Annotated in this window: 32 protein-coding genes; 30 read left to right on the top strand and 2 right to left on the bottom strand. The window is 30.1% G+C overall.

What is annotated here, in order from left to right; genetic code table 11:
• Positions 1-8 precede the first annotated feature (8 nt).
• From rplX to cwlD, 28 genes are all read left to right on the top strand, one after another.
• On the top strand, positions 9-323 hold the full coding sequence (gene rplX / locus NG904_RS15325; protein ID WP_252215018.1) for a 50S ribosomal protein L24: 315 nt from the start codon (positions 9-11) through the stop codon (positions 321-323).
• A gap of 23 nt (positions 324-346) precedes the next feature.
• Positions 347-886 (top strand): 50S ribosomal protein L5, encoded by a 540-nt coding sequence (gene rplE, locus NG904_RS15320; RefSeq protein WP_003374539.1) that lies wholly within the window; start codon positions 347-349, stop codon positions 884-886.
• A 16-nt stretch (positions 887-902) separates the two neighbouring features.
• Entirely contained in the window at positions 903-1,088 is a 186-nt protein-coding gene (locus tag NG904_RS15315) for a type Z 30S ribosomal protein S14 (protein ID WP_003372253.1), read from the top strand.
• A gap of 32 nt (positions 1,089-1,120) precedes the next feature.
• Positions 1,121-1,519, top strand: a complete 399-nt coding sequence (gene rpsH, locus NG904_RS15310; RefSeq protein WP_003372441.1) for a 30S ribosomal protein S8 — start codon at positions 1,121-1,123, stop codon at positions 1,517-1,519.
• A gap of 72 nt (positions 1,520-1,591) precedes the next feature.
• A complete protein-coding gene (gene rplF, locus NG904_RS15305; protein WP_252215020.1) occupies positions 1,592-2,134 on the top strand; it encodes a 50S ribosomal protein L6 in 543 nt (180 codons plus the stop codon).
• 18 nt (positions 2,135-2,152) lie between these two features.
• Complete coding sequence (gene rplR, locus NG904_RS15300) at positions 2,153-2,512, top strand: 50S ribosomal protein L18 (RefSeq protein ID WP_003369785.1); 360 nt, start codon at positions 2,153-2,155, stop codon at positions 2,510-2,512.
• A gap of 19 nt (positions 2,513-2,531) precedes the next feature.
• On the top strand, positions 2,532-3,029 hold the full coding sequence (gene rpsE, locus NG904_RS15295; protein ID WP_003373238.1) for a 30S ribosomal protein S5: 498 nt from the start codon (positions 2,532-2,534) through the stop codon (positions 3,027-3,029).
• Between the two features lie 11 nt (positions 3,030-3,040).
• The gene (gene rpmD, locus NG904_RS15290; protein ID WP_003372301.1) at positions 3,041-3,220 is read left to right on the top strand and encodes a 50S ribosomal protein L30; all 180 of its coding nucleotides are present in this window, start codon (positions 3,041-3,043) and stop codon (positions 3,218-3,220) included.
• Between the two features lie 23 nt (positions 3,221-3,243).
• Positions 3,244-3,684, top strand: a complete 441-nt coding sequence (gene rplO / locus NG904_RS15285; RefSeq protein ID WP_252215022.1) for a 50S ribosomal protein L15 — start codon at positions 3,244-3,246, stop codon at positions 3,682-3,684.
• A 1-nt stretch (position 3,685) separates the two neighbouring features.
• Entirely contained in the window at positions 3,686-4,966 is a 1,281-nt protein-coding gene (secY, locus tag NG904_RS15280; protein WP_252215024.1) for a preprotein translocase subunit SecY, read from the top strand.
• 25 nt (positions 4,967-4,991) lie between these two features.
• Positions 4,992-5,639 carry an adenylate kinase gene (locus NG904_RS15275; RefSeq protein ID WP_252215026.1) on the top strand — a complete coding sequence of 216 codons (648 nt, stop codon included), beginning with the start codon at positions 4,992-4,994 and terminating at the stop codon, positions 5,637-5,639.
• Between the two features lie 3 nt (positions 5,640-5,642).
• Positions 5,643-6,392 carry a type I methionyl aminopeptidase gene (map, locus tag NG904_RS15270; RefSeq protein WP_252215028.1) on the top strand — a complete coding sequence of 250 codons (750 nt, stop codon included), beginning with the start codon at positions 5,643-5,645 and terminating at the stop codon, positions 6,390-6,392.
• Between the two features lie 88 nt (positions 6,393-6,480).
• Positions 6,481-6,762 carry a KOW domain-containing RNA-binding protein gene (locus tag NG904_RS15265; RefSeq protein WP_252232518.1) on the top strand — a complete coding sequence of 94 codons (282 nt, stop codon included), beginning with the start codon at positions 6,481-6,483 and terminating at the stop codon, positions 6,760-6,762.
• A 7-nt stretch (positions 6,763-6,769) separates the two neighbouring features.
• Positions 6,770-6,988, top strand: a complete 219-nt coding sequence (infA, locus tag NG904_RS15260) for a translation initiation factor IF-1 (RefSeq protein WP_002582630.1) — start codon at positions 6,770-6,772, stop codon at positions 6,986-6,988.
• A gap of 53 nt (positions 6,989-7,041) precedes the next feature.
• Positions 7,042-7,155: a 50S ribosomal protein L36 gene (gene rpmJ / locus NG904_RS15255; RefSeq protein ID WP_003373491.1), complete on the top strand. Its 114-nt coding sequence runs from the start codon at positions 7,042-7,044 to the stop codon at positions 7,153-7,155.
• A 205-nt stretch (positions 7,156-7,360) separates the two neighbouring features.
• Positions 7,361-7,729, top strand: coding sequence for a 30S ribosomal protein S13 (rpsM, locus tag NG904_RS15250; RefSeq protein ID WP_003372942.1), 369 nt, complete (start codon positions 7,361-7,363; stop codon positions 7,727-7,729).
• A gap of 19 nt (positions 7,730-7,748) precedes the next feature.
• A complete protein-coding gene (gene rpsK / locus NG904_RS15245; RefSeq protein ID WP_252215034.1) occupies positions 7,749-8,141 on the top strand; it encodes a 30S ribosomal protein S11 in 393 nt (130 codons plus the stop codon).
• 26 nt (positions 8,142-8,167) lie between these two features.
• Complete coding sequence (gene rpsD / locus NG904_RS15240) at positions 8,168-8,788, top strand: 30S ribosomal protein S4 (RefSeq protein ID WP_252215036.1); 621 nt, start codon at positions 8,168-8,170, stop codon at positions 8,786-8,788.
• A 111-nt stretch (positions 8,789-8,899) separates the two neighbouring features.
• Positions 8,900-9,847, top strand: coding sequence for a DNA-directed RNA polymerase subunit alpha (locus NG904_RS15235; RefSeq protein ID WP_252215040.1), 948 nt, complete (start codon positions 8,900-8,902; stop codon positions 9,845-9,847).
• A gap of 12 nt (positions 9,848-9,859) precedes the next feature.
• Entirely contained in the window at positions 9,860-10,201 is a 342-nt protein-coding gene (gene rplQ, locus NG904_RS15230; protein WP_252215042.1) for a 50S ribosomal protein L17, read from the top strand.
• Positions 10,202-10,455: 254 nt separating this feature from the next.
• Positions 10,456-11,307 carry an energy-coupling factor transporter ATPase gene (locus NG904_RS15225; protein WP_252215045.1) on the top strand — a complete coding sequence of 284 codons (852 nt, stop codon included), beginning with the start codon at positions 10,456-10,458 and terminating at the stop codon, positions 11,305-11,307.
• On the top strand, positions 11,292-12,158 hold the full coding sequence (locus NG904_RS15220) for an energy-coupling factor transporter ATPase (RefSeq protein WP_252215050.1): 867 nt from the start codon (positions 11,292-11,294) through the stop codon (positions 12,156-12,158). The genes NG904_RS15225 and NG904_RS15220 overlap by 16 nt, the downstream gene beginning before the upstream one ends.
• A gap of 85 nt (positions 12,159-12,243) precedes the next feature.
• The gene (locus NG904_RS15215; RefSeq protein ID WP_252232517.1) at positions 12,244-13,047 is read left to right on the top strand and encodes an energy-coupling factor transporter transmembrane component T family protein; all 804 of its coding nucleotides are present in this window, start codon (positions 12,244-12,246) and stop codon (positions 13,045-13,047) included.
• Between the two features lie 16 nt (positions 13,048-13,063).
• Positions 13,064-13,798 carry a tRNA pseudouridine(38-40) synthase TruA gene (gene truA, locus NG904_RS15210; RefSeq protein ID WP_252215054.1) on the top strand — a complete coding sequence of 245 codons (735 nt, stop codon included), beginning with the start codon at positions 13,064-13,066 and terminating at the stop codon, positions 13,796-13,798.
• A 158-nt stretch (positions 13,799-13,956) separates the two neighbouring features.
• Positions 13,957-14,391, top strand: coding sequence for a 50S ribosomal protein L13 (gene rplM, locus NG904_RS15205; protein WP_252225154.1), 435 nt, complete (start codon positions 13,957-13,959; stop codon positions 14,389-14,391).
• Between the two features lie 27 nt (positions 14,392-14,418).
• Positions 14,419-14,811 carry a 30S ribosomal protein S9 gene (gene rpsI / locus NG904_RS15200; protein ID WP_090090856.1) on the top strand — a complete coding sequence of 131 codons (393 nt, stop codon included), beginning with the start codon at positions 14,419-14,421 and terminating at the stop codon, positions 14,809-14,811.
• Between the two features lie 329 nt (positions 14,812-15,140).
• Positions 15,141-16,754, top strand: coding sequence for a Na/Pi cotransporter family protein (locus tag NG904_RS15195; protein WP_502801467.1), 1,614 nt, complete (start codon positions 15,141-15,143; stop codon positions 16,752-16,754).
• A 134-nt stretch (positions 16,755-16,888) separates the two neighbouring features.
• On the top strand, positions 16,889-17,554 hold the full coding sequence (gene cwlD, locus NG904_RS15190) for an N-acetylmuramoyl-L-alanine amidase CwlD (protein ID WP_252232515.1): 666 nt from the start codon (positions 16,889-16,891) through the stop codon (positions 17,552-17,554).
• A gap of 97 nt (positions 17,555-17,651) precedes the next feature.
• Here cwlD and NG904_RS15185 read toward each other — a convergent pair whose 3' ends face one another.
• Positions 17,652-18,422: a hypothetical protein gene (locus tag NG904_RS15185; protein ID WP_252232514.1), complete on the bottom strand. Its 771-nt coding sequence runs from the start codon at positions 18,420-18,422 to the stop codon at positions 17,652-17,654.
• A gap of 134 nt (positions 18,423-18,556) precedes the next feature.
• On the opposite strand from NG904_RS15185, the gene NG904_RS15180 reads away from it, so the two are divergent.
• Together NG904_RS15180 and NG904_RS15175 are read left to right on the top strand one after the other, a co-directional pair.
• Positions 18,557-19,399: a fumarate hydratase gene (locus NG904_RS15180; RefSeq protein WP_252215062.1), complete on the top strand. Its 843-nt coding sequence runs from the start codon at positions 18,557-18,559 to the stop codon at positions 19,397-19,399.
• 27 nt (positions 19,400-19,426) lie between these two features.
• The gene (locus tag NG904_RS15175) at positions 19,427-19,984 is read left to right on the top strand and encodes a Fe-S-containing hydro-lyase (RefSeq protein ID WP_252232512.1); all 558 of its coding nucleotides are present in this window, start codon (positions 19,427-19,429) and stop codon (positions 19,982-19,984) included.
• Positions 19,985-20,118: 134 nt separating this feature from the next.
• Here NG904_RS15175 and NG904_RS15170 read toward each other — a convergent pair whose 3' ends face one another.
• Positions 20,119-20,976 carry a YitT family protein gene (locus NG904_RS15170; RefSeq protein ID WP_252215065.1) on the bottom strand — a complete coding sequence of 286 codons (858 nt, stop codon included), beginning with the start codon at positions 20,974-20,976 and terminating at the stop codon, positions 20,119-20,121.
• Between the last annotated feature and the right edge of the window lie 306 nt (positions 20,977-21,282).

The following is a 21,282-nucleotide window of genomic DNA, read 5'->3' as shown; positions in this document are numbered from 1 at the left end:
TGTCTTACTTGAAGGTACATGTAAGAAAAAGCGATACAGTTGTAGTTATATCTGGTAAAGATAAAGGAAAAACTGGTGAAGTTTTAAAAGTATATCCAAAGACAGGAAAAGTTCTTGTTCAAGGAGTTAACATAGTTAAAAAGCATCAAAAAGCTAATAAGAGCCAAGTTGAAAGTGCTATAATCGAAAGAGAAGCAGCTATTAACAGTTCTAAGGTTATGTTATATTGTAACAAATGTAAAAATGCTACAAGAATAGCTAACAAAATATTAGATGATGGTACTAAAGTTAGAGTATGTAAGAAATGTTCAGAAACATTCTAAATTCTGAAAGGAGGTAACTATAAATGACAAGACTTCAAGAAAAATATTCAAAAGAAGTAATCCCAGCGATGATTGAAAAGTTCGGATATAAGAACGTTATGGAAATTCCAAAGCTAGAAAAGATCGTAATTAACATGGGTGTTGGAGAAGCTAAGGAAAATCAAAAAGTTTTAGAATCAGCAGTTAGTGATTTAAGTTTAATAGCTGGTCAAAAGCCAATATTAACAAGAGCAAAAAAATCAGTTGCTAACTTTAAAATAAGAGAAAATATGGCTTTAGGATGTAAAGTTACATTAAGAAAAGCAAAGATGTATGAATTTGCTGATAAATTAATGAGTATAGCATTACCTAGAGTAAGAGATTTCAGAGGAGTTTCAGCTAAAGCATTTGATGGTAGAGGAAACTATTCTTTAGGAATAAAAGAACAATTAATATTCCCAGAAATAGAATATGATAAGATTGATAAAGTTAGAGGGATGGATATAATCTTCGTTACAACAGCAAATACAGACGAAGAAGCAAGAGAATTACTTAGATTTCTTGGAATGCCATTCGCTCAATAATAAGGAGGGAAACATATTGGCACGTAAAGCTATTATTGAAAAGTGGAGTAAAACTCCTAAATACAAAACTAGAGCTTATACAAGATGTAGAATATGTGGAAGACCACATGCTGTATTAAGAAAATACGGAGTATGTCGTATTTGTTTTAGAGAACTTGCTTATAAAGGCGAAATTCCTGGTTGCAGAAAAGCAAGCTGGTAATAGACATGATGTAATGAAAGGAGGCACAAAAAATGGTTATGACAGATCCAATAGCAGATCTACTTACACGTGTAAGAAATGCTAATGCTGTAAAACACGAAGTTGTAGAAGTACCTTCTTCAAATGTAAAGAAGGCAATTACAAATATATTATTACAAGAGGGTTATATTAAGAATATTGAAGAATATAACGACGGAGTAGTACCAATGTTAAGAATTAGTCTTAAATATGGTGCGAATAATGAAAGAGTTATAACTGGTATTAAGAGAATTTCTAAACCAGGATTAAGAGTATATTGTAAAAAAGATGAAGTACCAAAGGTTCTTAATGGATTAGGAGTTGCAGTAATTTCAACTTCTAAAGGACTAGTGGTTGATAGAGAAGCTAGAAAAGATGGTTTAGGTGGAGAAGTTCTTTGCTACGTTTGGTAGTATTTAAATTTTGAAAATAAACACGAAATAGTTTCACATATAGAATTTAGAAATAATACAGGAGGTGTACTTATGTCAAGAGTTGGTAGATTACCAATAGCTGTTCCTGCTGGCATAACTGTAACTGTAACACCAGACAACGTTGTTACAGTTAAAGGTCCAAAAGGTGAATTAGTTAAAACTATGCATAAAGACATAAATATAGCAGTTGAAAACAATGAAGTAATTGTTACTAGACCAAGTGATCAAAAAGTTCATAGAGCTCTTCATGGTTTAACAAGAGCGTTAATTAATAACATGGTAATCGGAGTTAATGAAGGTTACCAAAAGACTTTAGAATTAGTTGGTGTTGGTTATAGAGCTCAATTACAAGGCAAGAAACTTGTAATGAACCTTGGATATTCACATCCAGTTGAAATCGAACCTATTGATGGAATCACATTTGAAACTCCTGCTGCAACTAAAGTAATTGTTAAAGGTATCGACAAAGAAAAAGTTGGTGCTGCTGCAGCTGATATAAGAAAATGGAGATTACCAGAACCATATAAGGGTAAGGGTATCAAGTTCGAAAACGAAGTGATCAGACGTAAAGAAGGTAAGACTGGTAAGAAATAATAGGAAGGAGTGAGCTGTATGTTCAAAAAGGTAGACAAAAAAGCAAGCAGAACTAAGCGTCACCTTAGAGTTCGTAAGAAAGTTTTTGGTACTCCTGACAGACCAAGACTTTCAGTTTTCAGAAGTGAAAAGAATATATACGCACAAATTATAGATGACGTAAATGCTGTTACAATAGTAGCTGCTTCAAGTTTAGATAAAGAATTTTCAACTAATGGTGGAAATAAAGAAGGTGCTAAACTTGTAGGTGCAGCTGTAGCTAAGAAAGCTATAGAAAAAGGAATTACTGAAGTAGTATTCGACAGAGGTGGATATGTATACCACGGAAGAGTTCAAGAATTAGCAGAAGGCGCTAGAGAAGCAGGCTTAAAATTCTAATATACAAGGAGGGAAATACATGAGAATCGATCCTAGTACACTAGACCTTAAAGAAAAGGTTGTTGATATAAACAGAGTTACTAAGGTTGTTAAAGGTGGTAGAAACTTCAGATTCAGCGCTCTAGTTGTTGTTGGAGACGAAAACGGACACGTTGGCGTTGGAATGGGTAAATCTATCGAAATTCCTGAAGCAATCAAAAAAGGAATAGAAGATGCTAAGAAAAACTTAGTAGAAGTTGCAATGTTAGGAACTACTGTTCCTCATCAAATCAACGGAAAATTTGGAACAGGTAATGTTCTAATAATGCCAGCTAAACAAGGTACAGGAGTTATTGCTGGAGGTCCAGCAAGATCTGTATTAGAATTAGCAGGTTTAAAAGATGTAAGAGCTAAATCATTAGGTTCAAATAATCCTAAAAACATGGTTAAAGCTACAATAAACGGATTAGCAAGCTTAAGAACAGCTGAAGATATAGCTAAATTAAGAGGAAAATCTGTAGAAGAAATATTAGGTTAGGAGGTATTGCAATGGCTAAACTAAAAATTACTTTAGTAAAGAGTTTAATAGGTAGAAAAAAAGAACATATCGCTACTGCAAATGCTCTTGGTCTTAGAAAGATTCGTGCTACAGTAGAACATGAGGGAACACCTCAAATTAAAGGTATGTTAAAGAAAATTGATTACCTATTAAAGGTAGAAGAAATATAAGAAAATAAGGAGGTGTGCTTAAGATGAAACTTCATGAATTACAACCAGCAGCTGGAAGTAAGAAGGCTCCAAAAAGAGTTGGTAGAGGTACAGGTTCTGGTTTAGGAAGAAATGCTGGTAAAGGTGAAAAGGGTCAAAATGCAAGATCAGGCGGTGGAGTAAGACCGGGTTTTGAAGGAGGTCAAATGCCTTTATATAGAAGACTTCCAAAGAGAGGTTTTACAAATATATTTGCTAAAAAATACGTTAGTATTAATGTTGATAGATTAAATATATTTGAAAATGGTACTGAGATAACTCCAGAAGTATTACTTGAAAGAAGAGTTGTAAGTAAGGTATTAGACGGAGTAAAAATACTTGGTAACGGAAATTTAGAAAAATCTTTAACAGTAAAAGGATGTAAGTTCTCAAAGTCTGCAATAGAAAAGATCGAAGCAGCTGGAGGAAAAGTTGAGGTGATTTAAAGTGCTTCAAACTTTACGTAACGCATTTAAGGTTTCTGAACTAAGGAAGAAATTTTTTTGGATAATCTTATTGGTTGCAGTTTTCAGGATGGGAAGTCATATTCCTGTTCCTGGAATCAATGCTGATTATCTAAAAAGCATATCCCAATCAGGCGGTTTATTAAGCTTTTATGATTTATTATCAGGAGGAGCTTTTAGTAGATTCAGTATATTTGCATTAGGCGTTATGCCTTATATTAATGCATCAATCATAATGCAATTATTAACTGTTGCCATCCCTCAATTAGAACAACTTTCTAAAGAGGGTGAAGATGGAAGAAAGAAAATTCAGAATGCTACTCGTTATGTATCACTTGGAATATCATTTATTCTAGCTTTTGGAATATATGCAACTATTTCTAATAGTGGAGCTACAGCAGGAATAAAGACTAGTGAAATGTTAGTTATAATATTTGCATTAGTTGTAGGATCAACTTTCTGTATGTGGTTAGGTGATCAATTAACTGTTAATGGAATTGGAAACGGAACTTCAATATTAATTTTTGTTAATATAGTTTCAAGAATTCCAATGACTATGGGTTCAATTGCTGCTTCTAAACAAGCAGGAAATGTGAGCATAATAGAGATCGCATTATTTGCAGCATTCTTTGTTGCATTGTTAGCTATTGTACTTTATTTCTCATTAGCTGAGAGAAGAATACCAGTTCAATATGCTGGTAAAGCTGTTGGCGGGAGTAAAATGATGAGAAATCAAACAAGTCACATACCATTAAGTATTATAGGGTCAGCAGTTATTGCAATAATATTTGCAATGTCTGTTATGGATTTCCCTAGAACAATAGCTACTTTTGTTCCGAATAAAAGTTGGGCAATGTGGATTTTAACTAATAAAACATGTGTTTTTAATTCTGAAAGTTGGATGTATGTAGTGTTATACGCTATACTTACATTATTCTTCACATGGTTCTATACACAAATAACGTTTAAGCCAGATGAAATGGCTGAAAACTTGCATAAATCTACAGGATTTATACCAGGTGTAAGACCAGGAGAAGCTACAACAAGATATTTTGAAAGAATTCTTAATAGAGTTTCAGTAATAGGTGGAACATTAGCAGCTATTTTAGCAGTAACACCAACTATAGTTCAAAATTATACAGAATTTAAAAATATATCTTTCTCAGGAACGGCACTTTTAATCATTATAGGTGTAGCATTAGATTTCAACAGACAAGTTGAATCACAAATGACAATGCGTCACTATAAAGGATTTCTAAAATAGATTAAGTAAAATGGAGATGAAGCCCGTGAAGATAGTATTACTAGGTCCTCCAGGAGCAGGAAAAGGAACACAGGCAAAATCAATTAGCAATAGATATTCAATACCCCATATTTCTACTGGAGACATTTTTAGAAAAAATATTTCTGAAAATACTCCACTTGGTATGGAAGCAAAAAGCTATATGGATAAAGGTTTATTGGTTCCAGACGAAGTAACAATTAATATGGTTAAGGATAGATTACAACAAGAAGATTGTTTATCAGGATATCTATTAGATGGTTTCCCAAGAACTGTAGCACAAGCTGAAGCTCTTAATGAGTTCCTTGAAAATAGAAACGAACAATTAGATACAGCATTATTAATTGATGTACCTAGTGAGTTTATATTAGAAAGAATGACAGGCAGAAGAGTTTGTACATCATGTGGAGGAAGTTTTCATATTAAATTTAACCCACCAAAAATTGATGGAAAATGTAACTTGTGTGGAAGTGATATCGTACAAAGAAAAGACGATACAGTTGAAACTGTAAAGGAAAGAATCGATGTATATGATAAACAAACACAACCACTAATTGAATTTTACAAGAGTAAAAATTTACTTTCAATGGTAGATGGTACAAAAGCTATTGATCAAGTATTTGAAGATATTTGCAAATTATTAGGAGAGCAATAAAACATGATTATTATCAAAAATGATGATGAAATTGCTTTAATGAGAAAAGCAGGTAGAATAGTAGCTGAAACATTATTACTATTGGAAGAAAAAATAAAGCCTGGTATAACTACTGCAGAATTAGACAGGGTAGCAGAAGAATTTATAACTAAGCATGGAGCGAAACCTTCCTTTAAAGGATTATACGGTTTTCCTTCGTCACTATGTATTTCTGTGAATGAGCAAGTAGTTCATGGAATACCAGGAAATTATAAAATAAAAGATGGTGACATAGTTAGTATTGACTGTGGAGCTTTCATTGATGGTTTCCATGGAGATGCAGCAAGGACCTTTCCAATTGGAGAAGTTACAAATGATGCTAAGAGATTAATAGATGTAACAAAAGAAAGTTTCTTTCGAGGTATAAAATATGCCAAAGAAGGAAATAGATTAGGTAATATATCACACGAAATACAAAACTACATTGAGGCAGCAGGTTTCTCAGTAGTAAGAGACTTCGTAGGTCATGGGATTGGAAGGAAACTTCATGAAGATCCCGAAGTGCCTAACTTTGGAAGAGAAGGCAAAGGAACTAAATTACTTAATGGAATGGTATTAGCCATAGAACCTATGGTTAATATGGGAAACTGTAAAGTTAAAACTTTAAGTAATGGATGGACAGTTGTAACGGCAGATGCTACTTTATCTGCACATTATGAAAATACGGTTGCAATTTTGCCAGATGGACCAGAGATATTAACACTTATTAAGTAGAAACAGAGTGTTGCTTAGTTATAAATTTGCATGATACCATTTAGTTAAGTGCTAATTTATTACTAAGGTAATCATCGAGGTGAAAATTTTGCAAAGCAATGACTTGATTGGGAAAATAGTACTTTCAAAAGCAGGAAGAGATATAGAACATTTATATGTTATTGTTAGGCAACTAGATGACAAGTATGTTTTGTTATCTAATGGAAATACAAAAACAGTAAATAAGCCTAAGAAGAAAAAACTTAAGCATTTAAATATATTAGAAAAAGTAGATGAAGAACTTAAATCATCTATACAAGTATGCGATAAAAGTACTGATTTAAAAATTAAGAGATTTCTAAAACTTAGAAGCATTGTTAAGGAGGGTTGATTACCTTATGTCAAAAGATGATGTTATAGAAATGCAAGGTACAGTACTAGAATCTTTACCGAATGCTATGTTCCAAGTTGAACTTGAAAGCGGTCATAAAATTCTAGCACATATATCAGGAAAATTAAGAATGAACTTCATTAGAATTCTACCAGGCGATAAGGTTACAGTGGAGCTTTCTCCATATGACTTAACTAGAGGAAGAATTACATGGAGAGCAAAATAAGATAGATATAATAAAATTTATATCTATCATCAGAAATATGAGGAGGGTTAGCTATGAAAGTAAGACCATCAGTTAAGCCTATTTGCGAAAAGTGCAAAGTAATAAAAAGAAAAGGAAGAGTAATGGTTATCTGTGAAAATCCTAAGCACAAGCAAAAACAAGGTTAATGATCAATTTTACAATAAACTTACATTATAAGGTTAAATAATATTGACATTTTCTTAAAAGTCAAATATGATTATATAGTCGTTTAATTAATTGCAATAGATTTTTAGGAGCGGCTGCAATAGAGAAGTCTATTGGCCTAAAATTTTTATATAATTTTTAAATCAAACTTTTATGCATTTCAATTATCAGGAGGTGTAATTTTTAATGGCAAGAATAGCAGGTGTTGACCTACCAAGAGAAAAAAGAGTTGAAATTGCTTTAACTTATATCTATGGGATAGGTTTATCAACTTCACAAAAAATCTTATCTACAACAGGAATTAGTCCTGATGCTAGAGTAAAAGATTTATCAGAAGACGAAGTAAATGAAATCAGAACTTATATAAATAAGAACTTAATGGTTGAAGGTGACTTAAGAAGAGATGTTGCTTTAAACATTAAGAGATTAGTTGAAATAGGATCATACAGAGGAATAAGACACAGAAGAGGTCTTCCAGTTAGAGGTCAAAAGACTAAAACTAACGCTAGAACTAGAAAAGGTCCTAAAAAAACAATGGCTAATAAAAAGAAATAGTAAGGAGGGAAAATAACTAATGGCTCAAAAAGTTAAGAAAACTAGAAGAAGAAAAGAAAGAAAAAATGTTGAGCATGGCGCAGCGCACATAAAGTCAACTTTCAATAATTCAATAGTTACTTTAACAGATGCAGCAGGTAATGCTTTATCATGGTCAAGTGCAGGTGCACTTGGATTCAGAGGATCAAGAAAAAGCACTCCATTTGCAGCTCAAATGGCAGCTGAAACAGCAGCTAAATCAGCTATGGAACATGGATTAAAAAGTATAGAAGTTTATGTAAAAGGTCCAGGTTCAGGTAGAGAAGCAGCTATAAGATCTTTACAAGCAGCTGGGTTAGAAGTAACTTTAATAAAAGATGTTACTCCAATTCCACACAATGGTTGTAGACCACCAAAGAGAAGAAGAGTTTAATTTAACGTAATAGGAGGTGTAATTTAATGGCAAGATATACTGGAGCTACATGCAGATTATGTAGAAGAGAAGGTATGAAATTATTCCTTAAAGGGGATAGATGTTTCACAGATAAATGTGCTTTTGTTAGAAGAAGCTACGCACCAGGACAACATGGAGCAAGCAAGAAGAAAATGTCAAACTATGGCATTCAATTAAGAGAAAAACAAAAGGCAAGAAGAATATACGGCATTTTAGAAGGCCAATTCAGAACATATTATGAAAAGGCTGAACACATGAAGGGTATAACAGGTGAAAACCTACTTAGATTACTAGAAATGAGATTGGATAACGTAGTTTACAGACTAGGTTATGGTGCATCAAGAAATGAAGCTAGACAATTAGTTACTCATGGACATTTCTTAGTAAATGGTAAAAAGGTTGACATTTGTTCATATCATGTTTCAGTTAATGATGTAATTACTGTATGCGAAAAAAGCAGATCAAGTGAAAAGTTTAAGACTTTCGTAGAAAATCCAAAAACTTTACCAAAATGGTTAGAAGCTAATGTTGATAACTATGAAGGAAAAGTTGTTACAGAGCCATCAAGAGAAGATATAGATGTGCCTGTTAACGAAACACTTATTGTTGAGTTATATAGTAAATAATATATTGAATAAAGTTATATTTGTTAGGCAAATCTATCAAATGATATGCAAATATAGAATCAGTTGCCCTCAAAATAAGGTTGCCATTTATAATATAAGGAGGGTTCGTGGATGTTAGAAATCGAAAAGCCAATAATAGAATGTATCGAAGCTAGTGAAGACGGAACTTATGGAAAATACGTTGTTGAACCACTTGAAAGAGGATATGGTATTACATTAGGAAATGCCCTAAGAAGAATATTATTATCATCTCTTCCAGGAGTAGCAACTAGTTCTGTTAAGATCGATGGAGTTCTTCATGAGTTTTCTACTGTTCAAGGAGTTAAAGAAGATGTTACAGAATTAATTCTTAATATTAAATCTTTAGCTTTAAGAATGAATGGTGAAGGCCCTAAAGTTATCTATATTGATGCTAAAGGACCAGGAGAAGTTACTGGAGCAGATATAAAGACTGACGGAGATGTCGAAGTTGTTAATAAGGATTTACATATAGCAACTTTAGATGATAATGGAAGACTTTATATGGAGTTAACAGTTAATAGAGGAAGAGGATATGTTACTCAAAATAAAAATAAGAGTGATGAATTACCGATTTCAGCAATAGCTGTTGATTCGATTTATACACCAGTAAAGAAAGTTAATTTTACAGTTGACAATACGAGAGTAGGTCAAATTACTGATTATGATAAATTAACTTTAGAAATATGGACTAATGGTACTATAAAGATTGATGAAGCTATAAGTTTATCAGCTAAAATCCTTATAGAACATTTTAAATTATTCATGTCATTAACTAATAATACTAATGATGTTGAAATAATGATAGAAAAAGAAGAAGATAAAAAAGAAAAAGTACTAGAAATGACTGTAGAAGAACTTGATTTATCAGTTAGATCATATAACTGTTTAAAGAGAGCTGGAATTAACACAGTACAAGAACTTGCTACTAAATCAATGGATGATATGATGAAAGTCAGAAATCTAGGAAAGAAATCTTTAGAAGAAGTTGAGAGAAAACTTAAAGAGTTAGGTTTATGCTTAAAACTAAACGATGAGTAAGGAGGTAAATCCATGGCAGGTTATCGTAAGTTAGGTCTACCTACAGACCAAAGAAGAGCTATGCTAAGAAATCTTGTTACAAGTTTATTAAAACACGGCAAAATCGAAACAACTGTAACAAGAGCTAAGGAAACTAGATCTCTTGCAGAAAAAATGATTACTCTTGGAAAAAGAGGAGATCTTCATGCTAGAAGACAGGCATTAGCTTTTATACAAGAAGAATTAGTTGTTAAAAATTTATTTGATAACGTAGCTCCTAAATACGCTGAAAGAAATGGCGGATATACAAGAATGTATAAAAAAGGTCCTAGAAGAGGAGACGGAGCTGAAGTAGTAATACTTGAATTAGTATAACTAATAAGGGGATTAAGTTTAAACTTAGTCCCCATTTTAACATATAAAAATATAAAACTAATATATTATAGAGTACTTTTTGTAAAATCATAGAAAAAATTTCATGTTTTTTTATTGAACTTACAATATTTTATTATATAATTAACTTAGCTAATTTTATGTATATACATCAAGGTGTAATATTATGTAAAGTTTTGATTATATTTAAAGTTTTGTATAATGTATTAGTAAGTATAATTTATGGAGGTTAAACAATGAATCAGGAAATGGTTAATTGCACTGATGTATCCTTCAAATATATCAGAAATGAAGAAGGCTCAAGAGAAGAAAAATATGCACTTAAAAATGTTAACCTTAAAGTTAAAAAGGGGGAGTTTTTAGTAGTATTAGGCCATAATGGATCAGGTAAATCCACTATAGCTAAACATATGAATGCATTACTTACTCCAAGTAGCGGTACTGTAATAGTAGATAGTTTAAGTACTAGTGATGAAAATAATTTATGGGAAATAAGATCTAGAGCGGGAATGGTTTTTCAAAATCCTGATAATCAATTAGTTGCAACAATTGTTGAAGAAGATGTAGCTTTTGGACCTGAAAATTTAGGCGTAGAAGCAAAAGAAATAAGAAAAAGAGTTGACGATAGCTTAGAAAAAGTTGGAATGAGTGAGTATAAAAGACATGCACCACATCTTTTATCAGGTGGTCAAAAGCAAAGAATTGCAATAGCGGGAATATTAGCAATTCAACCTAAATGTATAATTTTTGATGAGCCAACAGCTATGCTAGACCCATCTGGGAGAAAAGATGTTTTAAAAACTATAAAAGATATAAATGAAAATTATGGTATTACTATAGTTTTAATAACTCATTATATGGATGAAGCAGCTCAAGCAGATAGAATTGTAGTTATGGATGGTGGGGAAGTTAAAATGGAAGGAACACCAAAAGAAATTTTTCCACAAGTTGAAATGATGAAGAATATAGGATTGGATGTACCACAAGTTACAGAGTTAACTTATGAACTTAGAAAAGAAGGAATAGACATTCCAAAAGAAATATTAAATGTAGATGAGATGGTGAATGCGATATGTCAATTAAAGTAGAAAATTTAACACATATATATATGCCTAAAACACCTTTTGAAAAAGTTGCTTTGGATAATGTTAATATAGAAATAAAAGATGGTGAATTTGTAGCATTAATTGGACATACAGGTTCTGGAAAATCTACTTTTATTCAACATTTAAATGGTCTGCTAGAAGCTACAAGTGGAACTATAATCGTTGACGGGCTTGATATAACAAAAAAACAAATAAATCTAACTGATGTAAGAAAAAAGGTTGGACTTGTATTTCAATATCCAGAATATCAAATATTTGAAGAAACTATAGCAAAAGATATAGCTTTTGGACCTAAAAATTTAGGATTAACTGAAGATGAAATAAAAACTAGAGTAATTGAATCTATGAATATGGTTGGATTAGATTATGAGACATATAAAGACCAATCTCCCTTTGACTTAAGTGGAGGACAAAAGAGAAGAGTAGCCATAGCAGGTGTTATTGCTATGAAGCCAACTACATTAATATTAGATGAACCAACAGCGGGATTAGACCCTAAAGGAAGAGATGATATATTAGAACAAATTTCTAAACTTCATAAAGAATATAATATGACTATTATATTGGTTAGTCATAGTATGGAAGATGTAGCTAAAATAGCTGAAAGAATAGTTGTTATGAATCATGGTAAGGTTGCATTACAAGGGAAACCTTCAGAAGTATTCAAGGAAGTAGATAAATTAGAAAAGATAGGTTTAGGAGTTCCTCAAGTTACATATTTGGTAAGAGAACTTAGAAAAAAAGGGTTTAAAATATCAGATGATGTTTTTACAATAGAAGGGGCTAAAAAGGAATTACTAAGAATCTTGAAAGAAAAAAATAAATATTTATAAATTAATATTACTCTTAAATTAAGAGAGGAGGAATTTTGCCAAAGCACATATCAACTAAGTGATTATTGGCAATAATTAAATTAGTATGTTAAAGGATATTACTATAGGACAATATATACCAGGGGAATCTTTTATTCATAAATTAGATCCAAGAACAAAGATACTGATATCAATACTTTTTATCGTATGTTTATTTATAATTAATAAATTTGTTGGATATACTTTTGTATTTTTATTTTTAGCATCAATAATATTAATTGCAAAAATTCCATTAAGATTTATTTTTAATGGATTAAAACCGGTATTTTTATTAATTGCATTAACAGCTGTTCTAAATATTTTTATGATTAAAGGTACTTCAGAAACATTAATATTTAAAGTTGGATTTTTATCTGTATATACAGAGGGGCTTAGATTAGCAGGATTTATGGCATTAAGATTGATATTTCTAATAGTTGGAACATCAATTCTAACATTAACTACATCACCTATAGAATTAACTGATGGAATAGAAAAGTTAATAAGACCTATAGGAAAAGAAATGGCACATGAGCTTGCTATGATGATGACAATTGCATTAAGATTTATTCCAACACTTATGGATGAAACAGATAAGATAATGAAAGCACAAAAAGCAAGAGGTGCTGATTTTGAATCTGGAAATATAATAAATAAAGCTAAAAGCTTAGTTCCATTATTAGTTCCATTATTTATAAGTTCTTTTAGAAGAGCAGATGAATTAGCTATGGCTATGGAAGCTAGAGGATATAGAGGTGGAGCAGGAAGAACAAGAATGAAAGTATTAAAATTCACATCTAAGGATATAATAGCTTTTATTGTATTTTCATTAATTATATTATGGAGTGTAGTTGTTAGGTTTATTTTATGATTTAAAGAGGAAATATATGAGAAATATAAAATTAATAATTGAATTTGATGGTACAAATTTTTGTGGCTGGCAAAGGCAAGTTAAAGATAGAACTGTCCAGGGGTGCTTAGAAAATGCTATTTTGAAGATGACAGGAGAAAAGAGTTTAACTAATGGAAGCTCTAGAACAGATGGTGGAGTTCATGCTAAGGCCATGGTAGCAAATTTCTTCACTAATAGCAGTATACCAGGTGAGAAGTTTAGAGAAGCATTAAATACTAAATTACCTGACGATATTGCAATAATAAAATCTGAAGAAGTAGATATGGACTTTCATGCACGATATTCTTCTAAAGGAAAGATGTATTCTTATACTATTGTTAATAGATATGAAAAGCTATCTTTTGGAAAACAATATGTACATCATGTTAGAAAACAATTAAATGTTGAAGATATGAAAAAGGCTTGTGAATATTTTATAGGTAAGCATGACTTTAAGGCTTTTATGTCACCAGGAAGTTCAGCAAAAACAACAGTTAGAACTATAACTGATTTTTACATAGAAGAAAATAAAAATATTATTAAAATTTTTATAAGCGCTGATGGCTTTTTGTATAATATGGTGAGAATAATAGTAGGTACATTAATTAATGTTGGAACAGGAAAAACAAAACTTGAAGAAGTTGATAATATAATAAATGATGGCATTAGAAAGAGAGCAGGAATGTGTGTGCCACCTAATGGTTTGGTTTTAGAAAAAGTTTTTTATTAAATATTGCAAAAAACATTGACACGCCCGTAAGCGTGTATTATAATAAGTTTGTTTGTTAAAAGATTTATGTATATAAGATCCACTAGCCCCGGGTCTTGACATAAAAGTGCGTACAAAAATAAAAGTATGCCATAATGTAAGTTCAGGGAGGGAAAGAGATGAAATCATACATTGCGAAAGCACAAGAAGTTGAAAGAAAATGGTATGTTGTTGATGCTGCTGGTAAGCCACTAGGAAGAGTTGCTAGCCAAGTTGCTTCAATTTTAAGAGGAAAAAATAAACCAACATTTACACCAAATGTTGATTGCGGAGATTTCGTTATAGTAATCAATGCAGAAGAGGTTGTTTTAACTGGTAAAAAGTTAGATCAAAAAATGTTAAGAAAGCATAGTTTTTATCCAGGTGGATTAAAGGAAACTCCTTATAGAGAAGTATTAGCTAAGAAGCCTGAATTCGCTTTTGAAGAAGCTGTAAGAAGAATGCTTCCAAAGGGAGTATTAGGAAGACAAATGCTAAAGAAATTAAATGTATACAGAGGTGCTGAACATAATCATGCAGCTCAAAAACCAGAAGTACTAGAATTAAAGTACTAATAAGATCTCGGGAGGAGGAAATAGAAAATGGCAAAAGTTCAATACATGGGTACTGGAAGAAGAAAGAAATCAGTTGCAAGAGTTAGACTTGTACCAGGAAACGGTAAAGTTGTTATAAATAAAAGAGAAATCGAAACATTCTTCGGTTTAGAAACTTTAAGAGTAATAGTTAACCAACCATTAGTTTTAACTGGAACTAAAGATAAGTTTGATGTTTTAGTAAATGTTCACGGTGGTGGATTTACAGGTCAAGCAGGAGCTATCAGACACGGTATAACTAGAGCATTAGTTAAATCTGATGAAGCTTTAAAACCAGAATTAAAGAAGGCTGGATTCTTAACTAGAGATCCTAGAATGAAGGAAAGAAAGAAATACGGTCTTAAGAAAGCAAGAAGAGCTCCACAATTCTCAAAGAGATAGGAATTTATATCTTGCAAAAAAAGGGGGAGGAATTATTTCTCTTCCTTTTTTTTATCTTCATTAATAAATTATAAGTAAAATTTGCAATTAAATTTTATAGCAAGAAAGTATGTCATAAAAAATCATGATATACATAAGATATCTTTGTTTGAAAATTCCAAAAAGATTCAATATTATATAAAAAGATTAAATTTTATACTAAGTTTAATAAAAAAATCAATTTGTATATTAAAACTAGGTTAAAAATCACTCTAAAATATTAACATAATGTAAAAAATCAGGTACACTAAAAATGTTGATAAATAAAATAAGTGAAGGGGACAAATAATTTGGAATCTATAATAATGGTTATAATAAAATTAATGGGTGGCTTAGGCTTATTTATTTATGGTATGAAATTAATGGGTGACGGGCTAGAAAATGCAGCAGGAGATGGTCTTAAAAACATTCTTGAAAAAGTAACAAGTAATCCAATATCTGCTGTTTTTATTGGAGCAGTAGTTACAGCTGTAATTCAAAGTAGTAGTGCAACTACAGTTATGGTAGTGGGATTCGTTAATGCAGGACTTATGAATTTAGCTCAAGCAGCAGGAATTATAATGGGAGCTAATATAGGAACAACAATAACAGCTCAATTGGTATCATTTAAATTAGATGAAATAGCACCTATATTTGTGTTTATTGGAGCTGCTATGGTTATGTTTGCAAGAGGAAAAAAGAGAAAAGATATTGGAAACATAGTTTTAGGTTTCGGTATACTATTTACAGGAATGGGTATAATGAGTGCTTCTATGAAACCATTAACAAATACTCCTTTCTTTTCAGATGCTATAGCATCTATTGGAGATAATTGGTTTATAGGAGTAATTGCGGGAACAGCAATAACAGCAATACTTCAAAGTTCATCAGCAACAACAGGAATATTAGTAGCATTAGCTACTGCAAATGCTATAGATATAACAGTAGCTTTACCTATTATATTTGGATGTAATATAGGGACATGTATAACAGCAATGATTGCAAGTGTTGGAACTAACAAGACAGCACATAAAGCAGCAATGCTACATTTGGTATTTAATATTACAGGTACAATTATATTCCTACCGTTTTTAGGAATACTTGGAGATTTTGTATCTACAACTAGTACTGATGTAAGTAGACAAATTGCTAATGCTCATACAGTTTTTAATTTAGTAAATACAGCAATATTATTACCTCTTAATAAATACATAATAATACTTATAAATAAAATAATACCAGGTGACGATGAAATAGAGAAAAAAGGACCTAAATACATAGATAATAGACTTTTAGAAACTCCTGTTATTGCAGCAGGACAAGTTATAAAAGAAACTATAAGAATGGCTAATAAGGCTAGAAAAAATTTAGAATTATCTATGAAATCATTTATTGATAATGATGATACATTAGTTAAACAAGTTTATGAAAACGAAGAGATAATTAATATTTTGGAAGAAAGCATAACTGCATATTTAGTTAAACTTTCTAAGTGTGATTTATCAGATAAAGAAAAAGGTATAGTAGCATCTACATTCCATGTAATTATAGACATTGAAAGAATAGGTGATCATGCTAGAAATATTGCAGAATTAGCGAACCAAAAAATACATAAGAAGCTTAAGTACAGTGAAGAAGCTATAGGAGAATTATATGATATATATAATACTACAGTTGAAGCATTAGAAATTGCAATTGATTCATATGCAACAAGAGATTTCGAAAAAGCAAAAACTATTATTGAAGTTGAAAGAAAAATAGATACTTATCAAAAAACTTATAGAGATAAGCATATAAAGAGACTTTATGAAGAAAAATGTAATGCTTATGCAGGAGCTATTTTCTTAGACTTAGTTAATAACTTTGAGCGTATAGGAGATCATTCAACTAATATTGCTGAAAGTGTAATAGAAAATTATAAATAATTTTATAACACATCAAATAATAATTTTAAATATTATTTGGTGTGTTTTTTTATTCTGTATTATTTGAATAAATAAAATTCATGTAACAAATAATACTCTGTATAAGAGTTTTTATTTAATGGGAGGTATCATCTATGAAAATTAGAAGAATGTTATTTATCTTTTGTGTAATATTTCTTATAGTTGGAATGCCAACAAGAGTATTAGCAGAAGAGAGTAGTAAATCAAATCATGTGATTTTAATAGATCCAGGTCATGGTGGTATAGACGGTGGAGCAAAGTCAAAAAATGGAACTGTTGAAAAAGATATAAATCTATCTATAAGTTCAAAGCTAAAAGATCAATTAGAAAGTTCAGGATATACTGTTTATTTAACTAGGGAAAGTGATTCAGAATTAGATAGGAAAAAGGTAAATGATTTAAATGCAAGATGCAAAATGAAAAAAGAAAAGAACTGTGAAGTATTTATATCTATTCATCAAAATATGTTTCCACAACCTAAATGTTTTGGAGCACAAGTATGGTATTCAAACAATGAAAAAAGTAAACTTTTAGCTGATAATATACAAAATTCATTAAAAGCTAATATAGATGACGGAAATAAAAGAGTTGCTAAAGCTGCAAAAGATCAATATAGAATCTTAAGAGATGGTTATGATGGAGCATGCGTATTAGTAGAATGTGGTTTTTTATCTAACAATAAAGAGGAACAAAATCTAAAAAGTGATGAGTATCAAGAAAAAATAGCTAAGAGTATTTTAGATTCAGTTAATTCTTATTTTGAAAATGATAATAAGTAGGTAAATTGAATATCTCAAAATGATAAAATAGTCATTTTGAGATATTGTATTTGTAAATCTTTAATAAGTATACAGTTTGGAAATGGTGATTATATTATTAGTTATCCTGACTTTTTTTTAGTTTATTTTCTACATCAGAAAAATTATAAGAGATTTTAGAATCGTTATTTAAGGTTATCCAAAAAGTTTTTCCTTTTGTTAAATATATAGAAGAGTCTTTCTTAAATTCTTTGAATAATCCGCCAGAGTATACATAGAAAGTATTTTCTTTTTGAGAACTAGCATCTATTACAATATTTTTATATGTTATTGGAAGTTTAGTAGATGAATCAATAGTTTGAGTCCCATTATTAAAATGATGATATTCATTATTGTAATAAAGGAAGTTTGAAAAATTAAAGTCAATATCTATTATTGATATAGTATCAATGCAGTTATTATTAAATTCATTCTTTAATTTTTCATATTCTAGAAAAGTTATATTTGGAAAATCATTTTCATTAACATAGGATATAATTTCCATGGATGAATCATTAATAAAGTCATTATTAAAAAATATAGCAGAGTAATTGGATTGATGAGTTATTGGATCGTAATTTAGCATTAATATTTCAGATTTTGATATTGAAGGCAATTTATTTATATCATTCTCTTTAAATTTTATTTTATATGATGAATTGATGTTAAAAACATCATAAACATCATCTGTTACTATTTTTTCAACACGGAGACTATTTTTATAAGAAGTTTTATGAAAAAAAATATCATTTAACAATAAAATACTATTGTATAAAATAAGACCAGTTAAAAATATAGTTAGAATATAAATAACATTTCTAATTATTTTGTTCAAATCAATATTATTCATTTTGTAACTCCTTAATAAAGTATTATGTTTAATTATAGTAGTGCAAATTTGAAAATATGAGATTTTTATTGTTGTAAATAAATAAAAATAAAATTAAACTTATAATTAATAAAAGATTTATAGGAGTTGTGATTATGAGAGAAGTTAATGTAAGCTGCATTAGAGAAGCTGTAAAAGAATTGTGTATTAAAGCAAATTATTTCCTTGGGGAAGACATAAGACAAGCATTGAAAGACTCTAAAGATAAAGAGACATGGAATCTAGCAGAAGATATTTTAGACAAGATAATTATAAATTCAGAAATTGCAGATAAAGAACATATGCCTATGTGTCAAGATACAGGAATGGCATGTGTTTTTGTGGAATTGGGTCAAGATGTTCATTTAATTGGAGGTAATTTAAGTGAAGCTATTAATGAAGGAGTAAAAAGAGGCTATGAAGAAGGATTTTTAAGAAAATCAGTAGTAAATGATCCATTAAGAAGAATTAATACAAATGATAATACTCCAGCTGTAATTTATTATGATATAGTGCCCGGAAATAAAATAAAGATAACTGTTGCACCAAAAGGTTTTGGATCTGAGAATATGAGTAAAATAGCTATGCTAAAACCATCAGATGGAGTAGATGGTGTTAAAAAGTTTATTTTAGAAGTTATTAAACAAGCAGGACCGAATCCATGTCCTCCAATGGTAATTGGTGTTGGAATAGGTGGAACTTTTGATAAAGCAGCTTATTTAGCTAAAAAAGCATTATTAAGACCTATAAATGTAAGAAATAATGATGAGTATTATAAAGAATTAGAGATAGAATTATTAGAAAAAGTAAATAAATTGGGAATAGGACCTCAAGGGTTTGGAGGAAGAACTACAGCATTGGGATTAAATATAGAAATATATCCAACTCATATTGCAGGACTTCCAGTTGCAGTAAATATAAATTGTCATGCAACAAGACATAAAGAAATAATAATATAGATATTATATAATGGGGGAAGAAAAAATATGGAAATCAAACTACATACACCTCTTACATCAGAAAAAACTTTGAAATTAAAAGCAGGTGATACTGTTTTGCTAAGTGGAATAATTTATTCAGCTAGAGATGCTGCTCATAAAAGATTAATTGAATTATTAGATAAAGATGAGAAATTACCTTTAAGTATAGATAATGAAATAATATATTATGTTGGACCATCTCCAGCGAAACCAGGAAGCGTTATAGGATCAGCAGGACCTACAACTAGTTATAGGATGGATTCATATGCACCAAGGCTGTTAGAATTAGGATTAAAAGGTATGATAGGTAAAGGTGCAAGAAATGAAGAAGTTATAGAATCTATTAAAAAAAATGACGCTATATACTTTGGTGCCATTGGAGGAGCTGCTGCATTAATAGCTAAAAGTATAGTAAAATCAGAAATAATTGCGTATGAAGATTTAGGGGCTGAAGCAATAAGGAAAATGGAAGTTAAAGATATGCCTTTAGTTGTGATTATTGATTCTGAAGGAAATAATCTTTACGAAATTGGTCAAAAAGATTATTTAGGTACTTTGAAATAAGGATTTGTTTTAAGACAATGTTTTTATAAGCATTTTTAGTATTACTAAGTTTAATTACTTAGTCAACTATAAACATATTAAGATAAAAAATAATAGACAGGATTAACAAATTCACTTAACCTGTCTATTTAATATTATAAATTTATAAAGCCTCTACCTTTAACTTCAGATATATCTACTATAGTAATAAAAGCAGCTGGATCTATGTAATGAATAGATGTTTTTAAATCAAGCATTTGTCGAGTTGTAACTATACAGTAAAGCATTTTCTTTTTATTATGAGTATATTCTCCTTCAGCAAATAAAGATGTTATCCCCCTATGCAAATCAGTTATAACATAGTTTATGACTTCTTGCTCTTTCTCAGTTAAAATAAGAAGTAATTTTTTACTGCTAAATCCTTTTAACATTTTATCTAACACAATACTTTGAGTAAATAATGATATAAGTGTATAAAGTGCTTGAGGTAATCCAAATATGATTGCTCCAATTATAATGATAATACAGTTTAATGCAAAACCTAAGCTACCAATATTAAAATTCGAGTATTTTTTTCTTATAAGCATAGTTATTACATCTGTTCCACCAGTAGAACCATGTCTTAGAAAGACTAATCCATATCCTATTCCACATAAAACACCACCATAGATACAATAAAGAAGAATATCATTCACATAAATAATATTTGTAAAGGGTCTTGTTAACATTAATGACAATGATAGAGAAATCATTCCTATTGTTGTGTATATAGTGAAATTTCTATCTAATTTTTTATAACTTAGTAATAAAAGTGGAATGTTTATAACAAAGACAACAATACCTGATGGTAATCCCATTGTATATTCTAGTATAAGAGCAAGTCCTGTAGCCCCTCCACTTAATAGCTTAGCATGAGATAGGAATAAATTTACGCCTAAAGAGGCTATAAAACATCCTAAAAAAATAATTAAGGTATCCATGATTAGGTTCTTATATTTGCTAATTTTGCTCATCAAAATTACTCCTTTAAATATATAATTAAGTCCAATAAATATTAATACACTTTATTATAATAAAAATCAAGTTATTTATATAAGATAACATATTTTTTACAATAATGTTTAGTAATAATTGAAAACATATATATTATAATAGATAATGTTTTTATAAATTAATTTGTTTTAAAATAATATTAACATTTTAATATAGTGTAATCTTACTATTATAATAAAAGATCAATATTTATTTAAAATATGTTTTAGCAGAGTGTTGAGATAAGCATAAGCAAAGAGAGCGGTATAATTGAACTTAGGAATGCT

Source organism: Clostridium sp. ZBS15, from assembly GCF_023845705.1.
Classification (GTDB): Bacteria; Bacillota; Clostridia; order Clostridiales; family Clostridiaceae; genus Clostridium; species Clostridium aquiflavi.
Note: the sequence above shows the minus strand (reverse complement) of the source record. Positions and strands in the feature narration are given on the sequence as shown.

Coding starts and splice junctions, on each gene's coding strand:
- rplE (WP_003374539.1), top strand. CDS start 347: ATGACAAGACTTCAAGAAAAATATTCAAAAGAAGTAATCCCAGCGATG.
- rpsH (WP_003372441.1), top strand. CDS start 1,121: ATGGTTATGACAGATCCAATAGCAGATCTACTTACACGTGTAAGAAAT.
- rplF (WP_252215020.1), top strand. CDS start 1,592: ATGTCAAGAGTTGGTAGATTACCAATAGCTGTTCCTGCTGGCATAACT.
- rplR (WP_003369785.1), top strand. CDS start 2,153: ATGTTCAAAAAGGTAGACAAAAAAGCAAGCAGAACTAAGCGTCACCTT.
- rpsE (WP_003373238.1), top strand. CDS start 2,532: ATGAGAATCGATCCTAGTACACTAGACCTTAAAGAAAAGGTTGTTGAT.
- rpmD (WP_003372301.1), top strand. CDS start 3,041: ATGGCTAAACTAAAAATTACTTTAGTAAAGAGTTTAATAGGTAGAAAA.
- rplO (WP_252215022.1), top strand. CDS start 3,244: ATGAAACTTCATGAATTACAACCAGCAGCTGGAAGTAAGAAGGCTCCA.
- map (WP_252215028.1), top strand. CDS start 5,643: ATGATTATTATCAAAAATGATGATGAAATTGCTTTAATGAGAAAAGCA.
- infA (WP_002582630.1), top strand. CDS start 6,770: ATGTCAAAAGATGATGTTATAGAAATGCAAGGTACAGTACTAGAATCT.
- rpmJ (WP_003373491.1), top strand. CDS start 7,042: ATGAAAGTAAGACCATCAGTTAAGCCTATTTGCGAAAAGTGCAAAGTA.
- rpsM (WP_003372942.1), top strand. CDS start 7,361: ATGGCAAGAATAGCAGGTGTTGACCTACCAAGAGAAAAAAGAGTTGAA.
- rpsK (WP_252215034.1), top strand. CDS start 7,749: ATGGCTCAAAAAGTTAAGAAAACTAGAAGAAGAAAAGAAAGAAAAAAT.
- rpsD (WP_252215036.1), top strand. CDS start 8,168: ATGGCAAGATATACTGGAGCTACATGCAGATTATGTAGAAGAGAAGGT.
- NG904_RS15235 (WP_252215040.1), top strand. CDS start 8,900: ATGTTAGAAATCGAAAAGCCAATAATAGAATGTATCGAAGCTAGTGAA.
- rplQ (WP_252215042.1), top strand. CDS start 9,860: ATGGCAGGTTATCGTAAGTTAGGTCTACCTACAGACCAAAGAAGAGCT.
- NG904_RS15225 (WP_252215045.1), top strand. CDS start 10,456: ATGAATCAGGAAATGGTTAATTGCACTGATGTATCCTTCAAATATATC.
- NG904_RS15220 (WP_252215050.1), top strand. CDS start 11,292: ATGTCAATTAAAGTAGAAAATTTAACACATATATATATGCCTAAAACA.
- NG904_RS15215 (WP_252232517.1), top strand. CDS start 12,244: ATGTTAAAGGATATTACTATAGGACAATATATACCAGGGGAATCTTTT.
- truA (WP_252215054.1), top strand. CDS start 13,064: ATGAGAAATATAAAATTAATAATTGAATTTGATGGTACAAATTTTTGT.
- rplM (WP_252225154.1), top strand. CDS start 13,957: ATGAAATCATACATTGCGAAAGCACAAGAAGTTGAAAGAAAATGGTAT.
- rpsI (WP_090090856.1), top strand. CDS start 14,419: ATGGCAAAAGTTCAATACATGGGTACTGGAAGAAGAAAGAAATCAGTT.
- cwlD (WP_252232515.1), top strand. CDS start 16,889: ATGAAAATTAGAAGAATGTTATTTATCTTTTGTGTAATATTTCTTATA.
- NG904_RS15185 (WP_252232514.1), bottom strand. CDS start 18,422: ATGAATAATATTGATTTGAACAAAATAATTAGAAATGTTATTTATATT.
- NG904_RS15180 (WP_252215062.1), top strand. CDS start 18,557: ATGAGAGAAGTTAATGTAAGCTGCATTAGAGAAGCTGTAAAAGAATTG.
- NG904_RS15175 (WP_252232512.1), top strand. CDS start 19,427: ATGGAAATCAAACTACATACACCTCTTACATCAGAAAAAACTTTGAAA.
- NG904_RS15170 (WP_252215065.1), bottom strand. CDS start 20,976: ATGAGCAAAATTAGCAAATATAAGAACCTAATCATGGATACCTTAATT.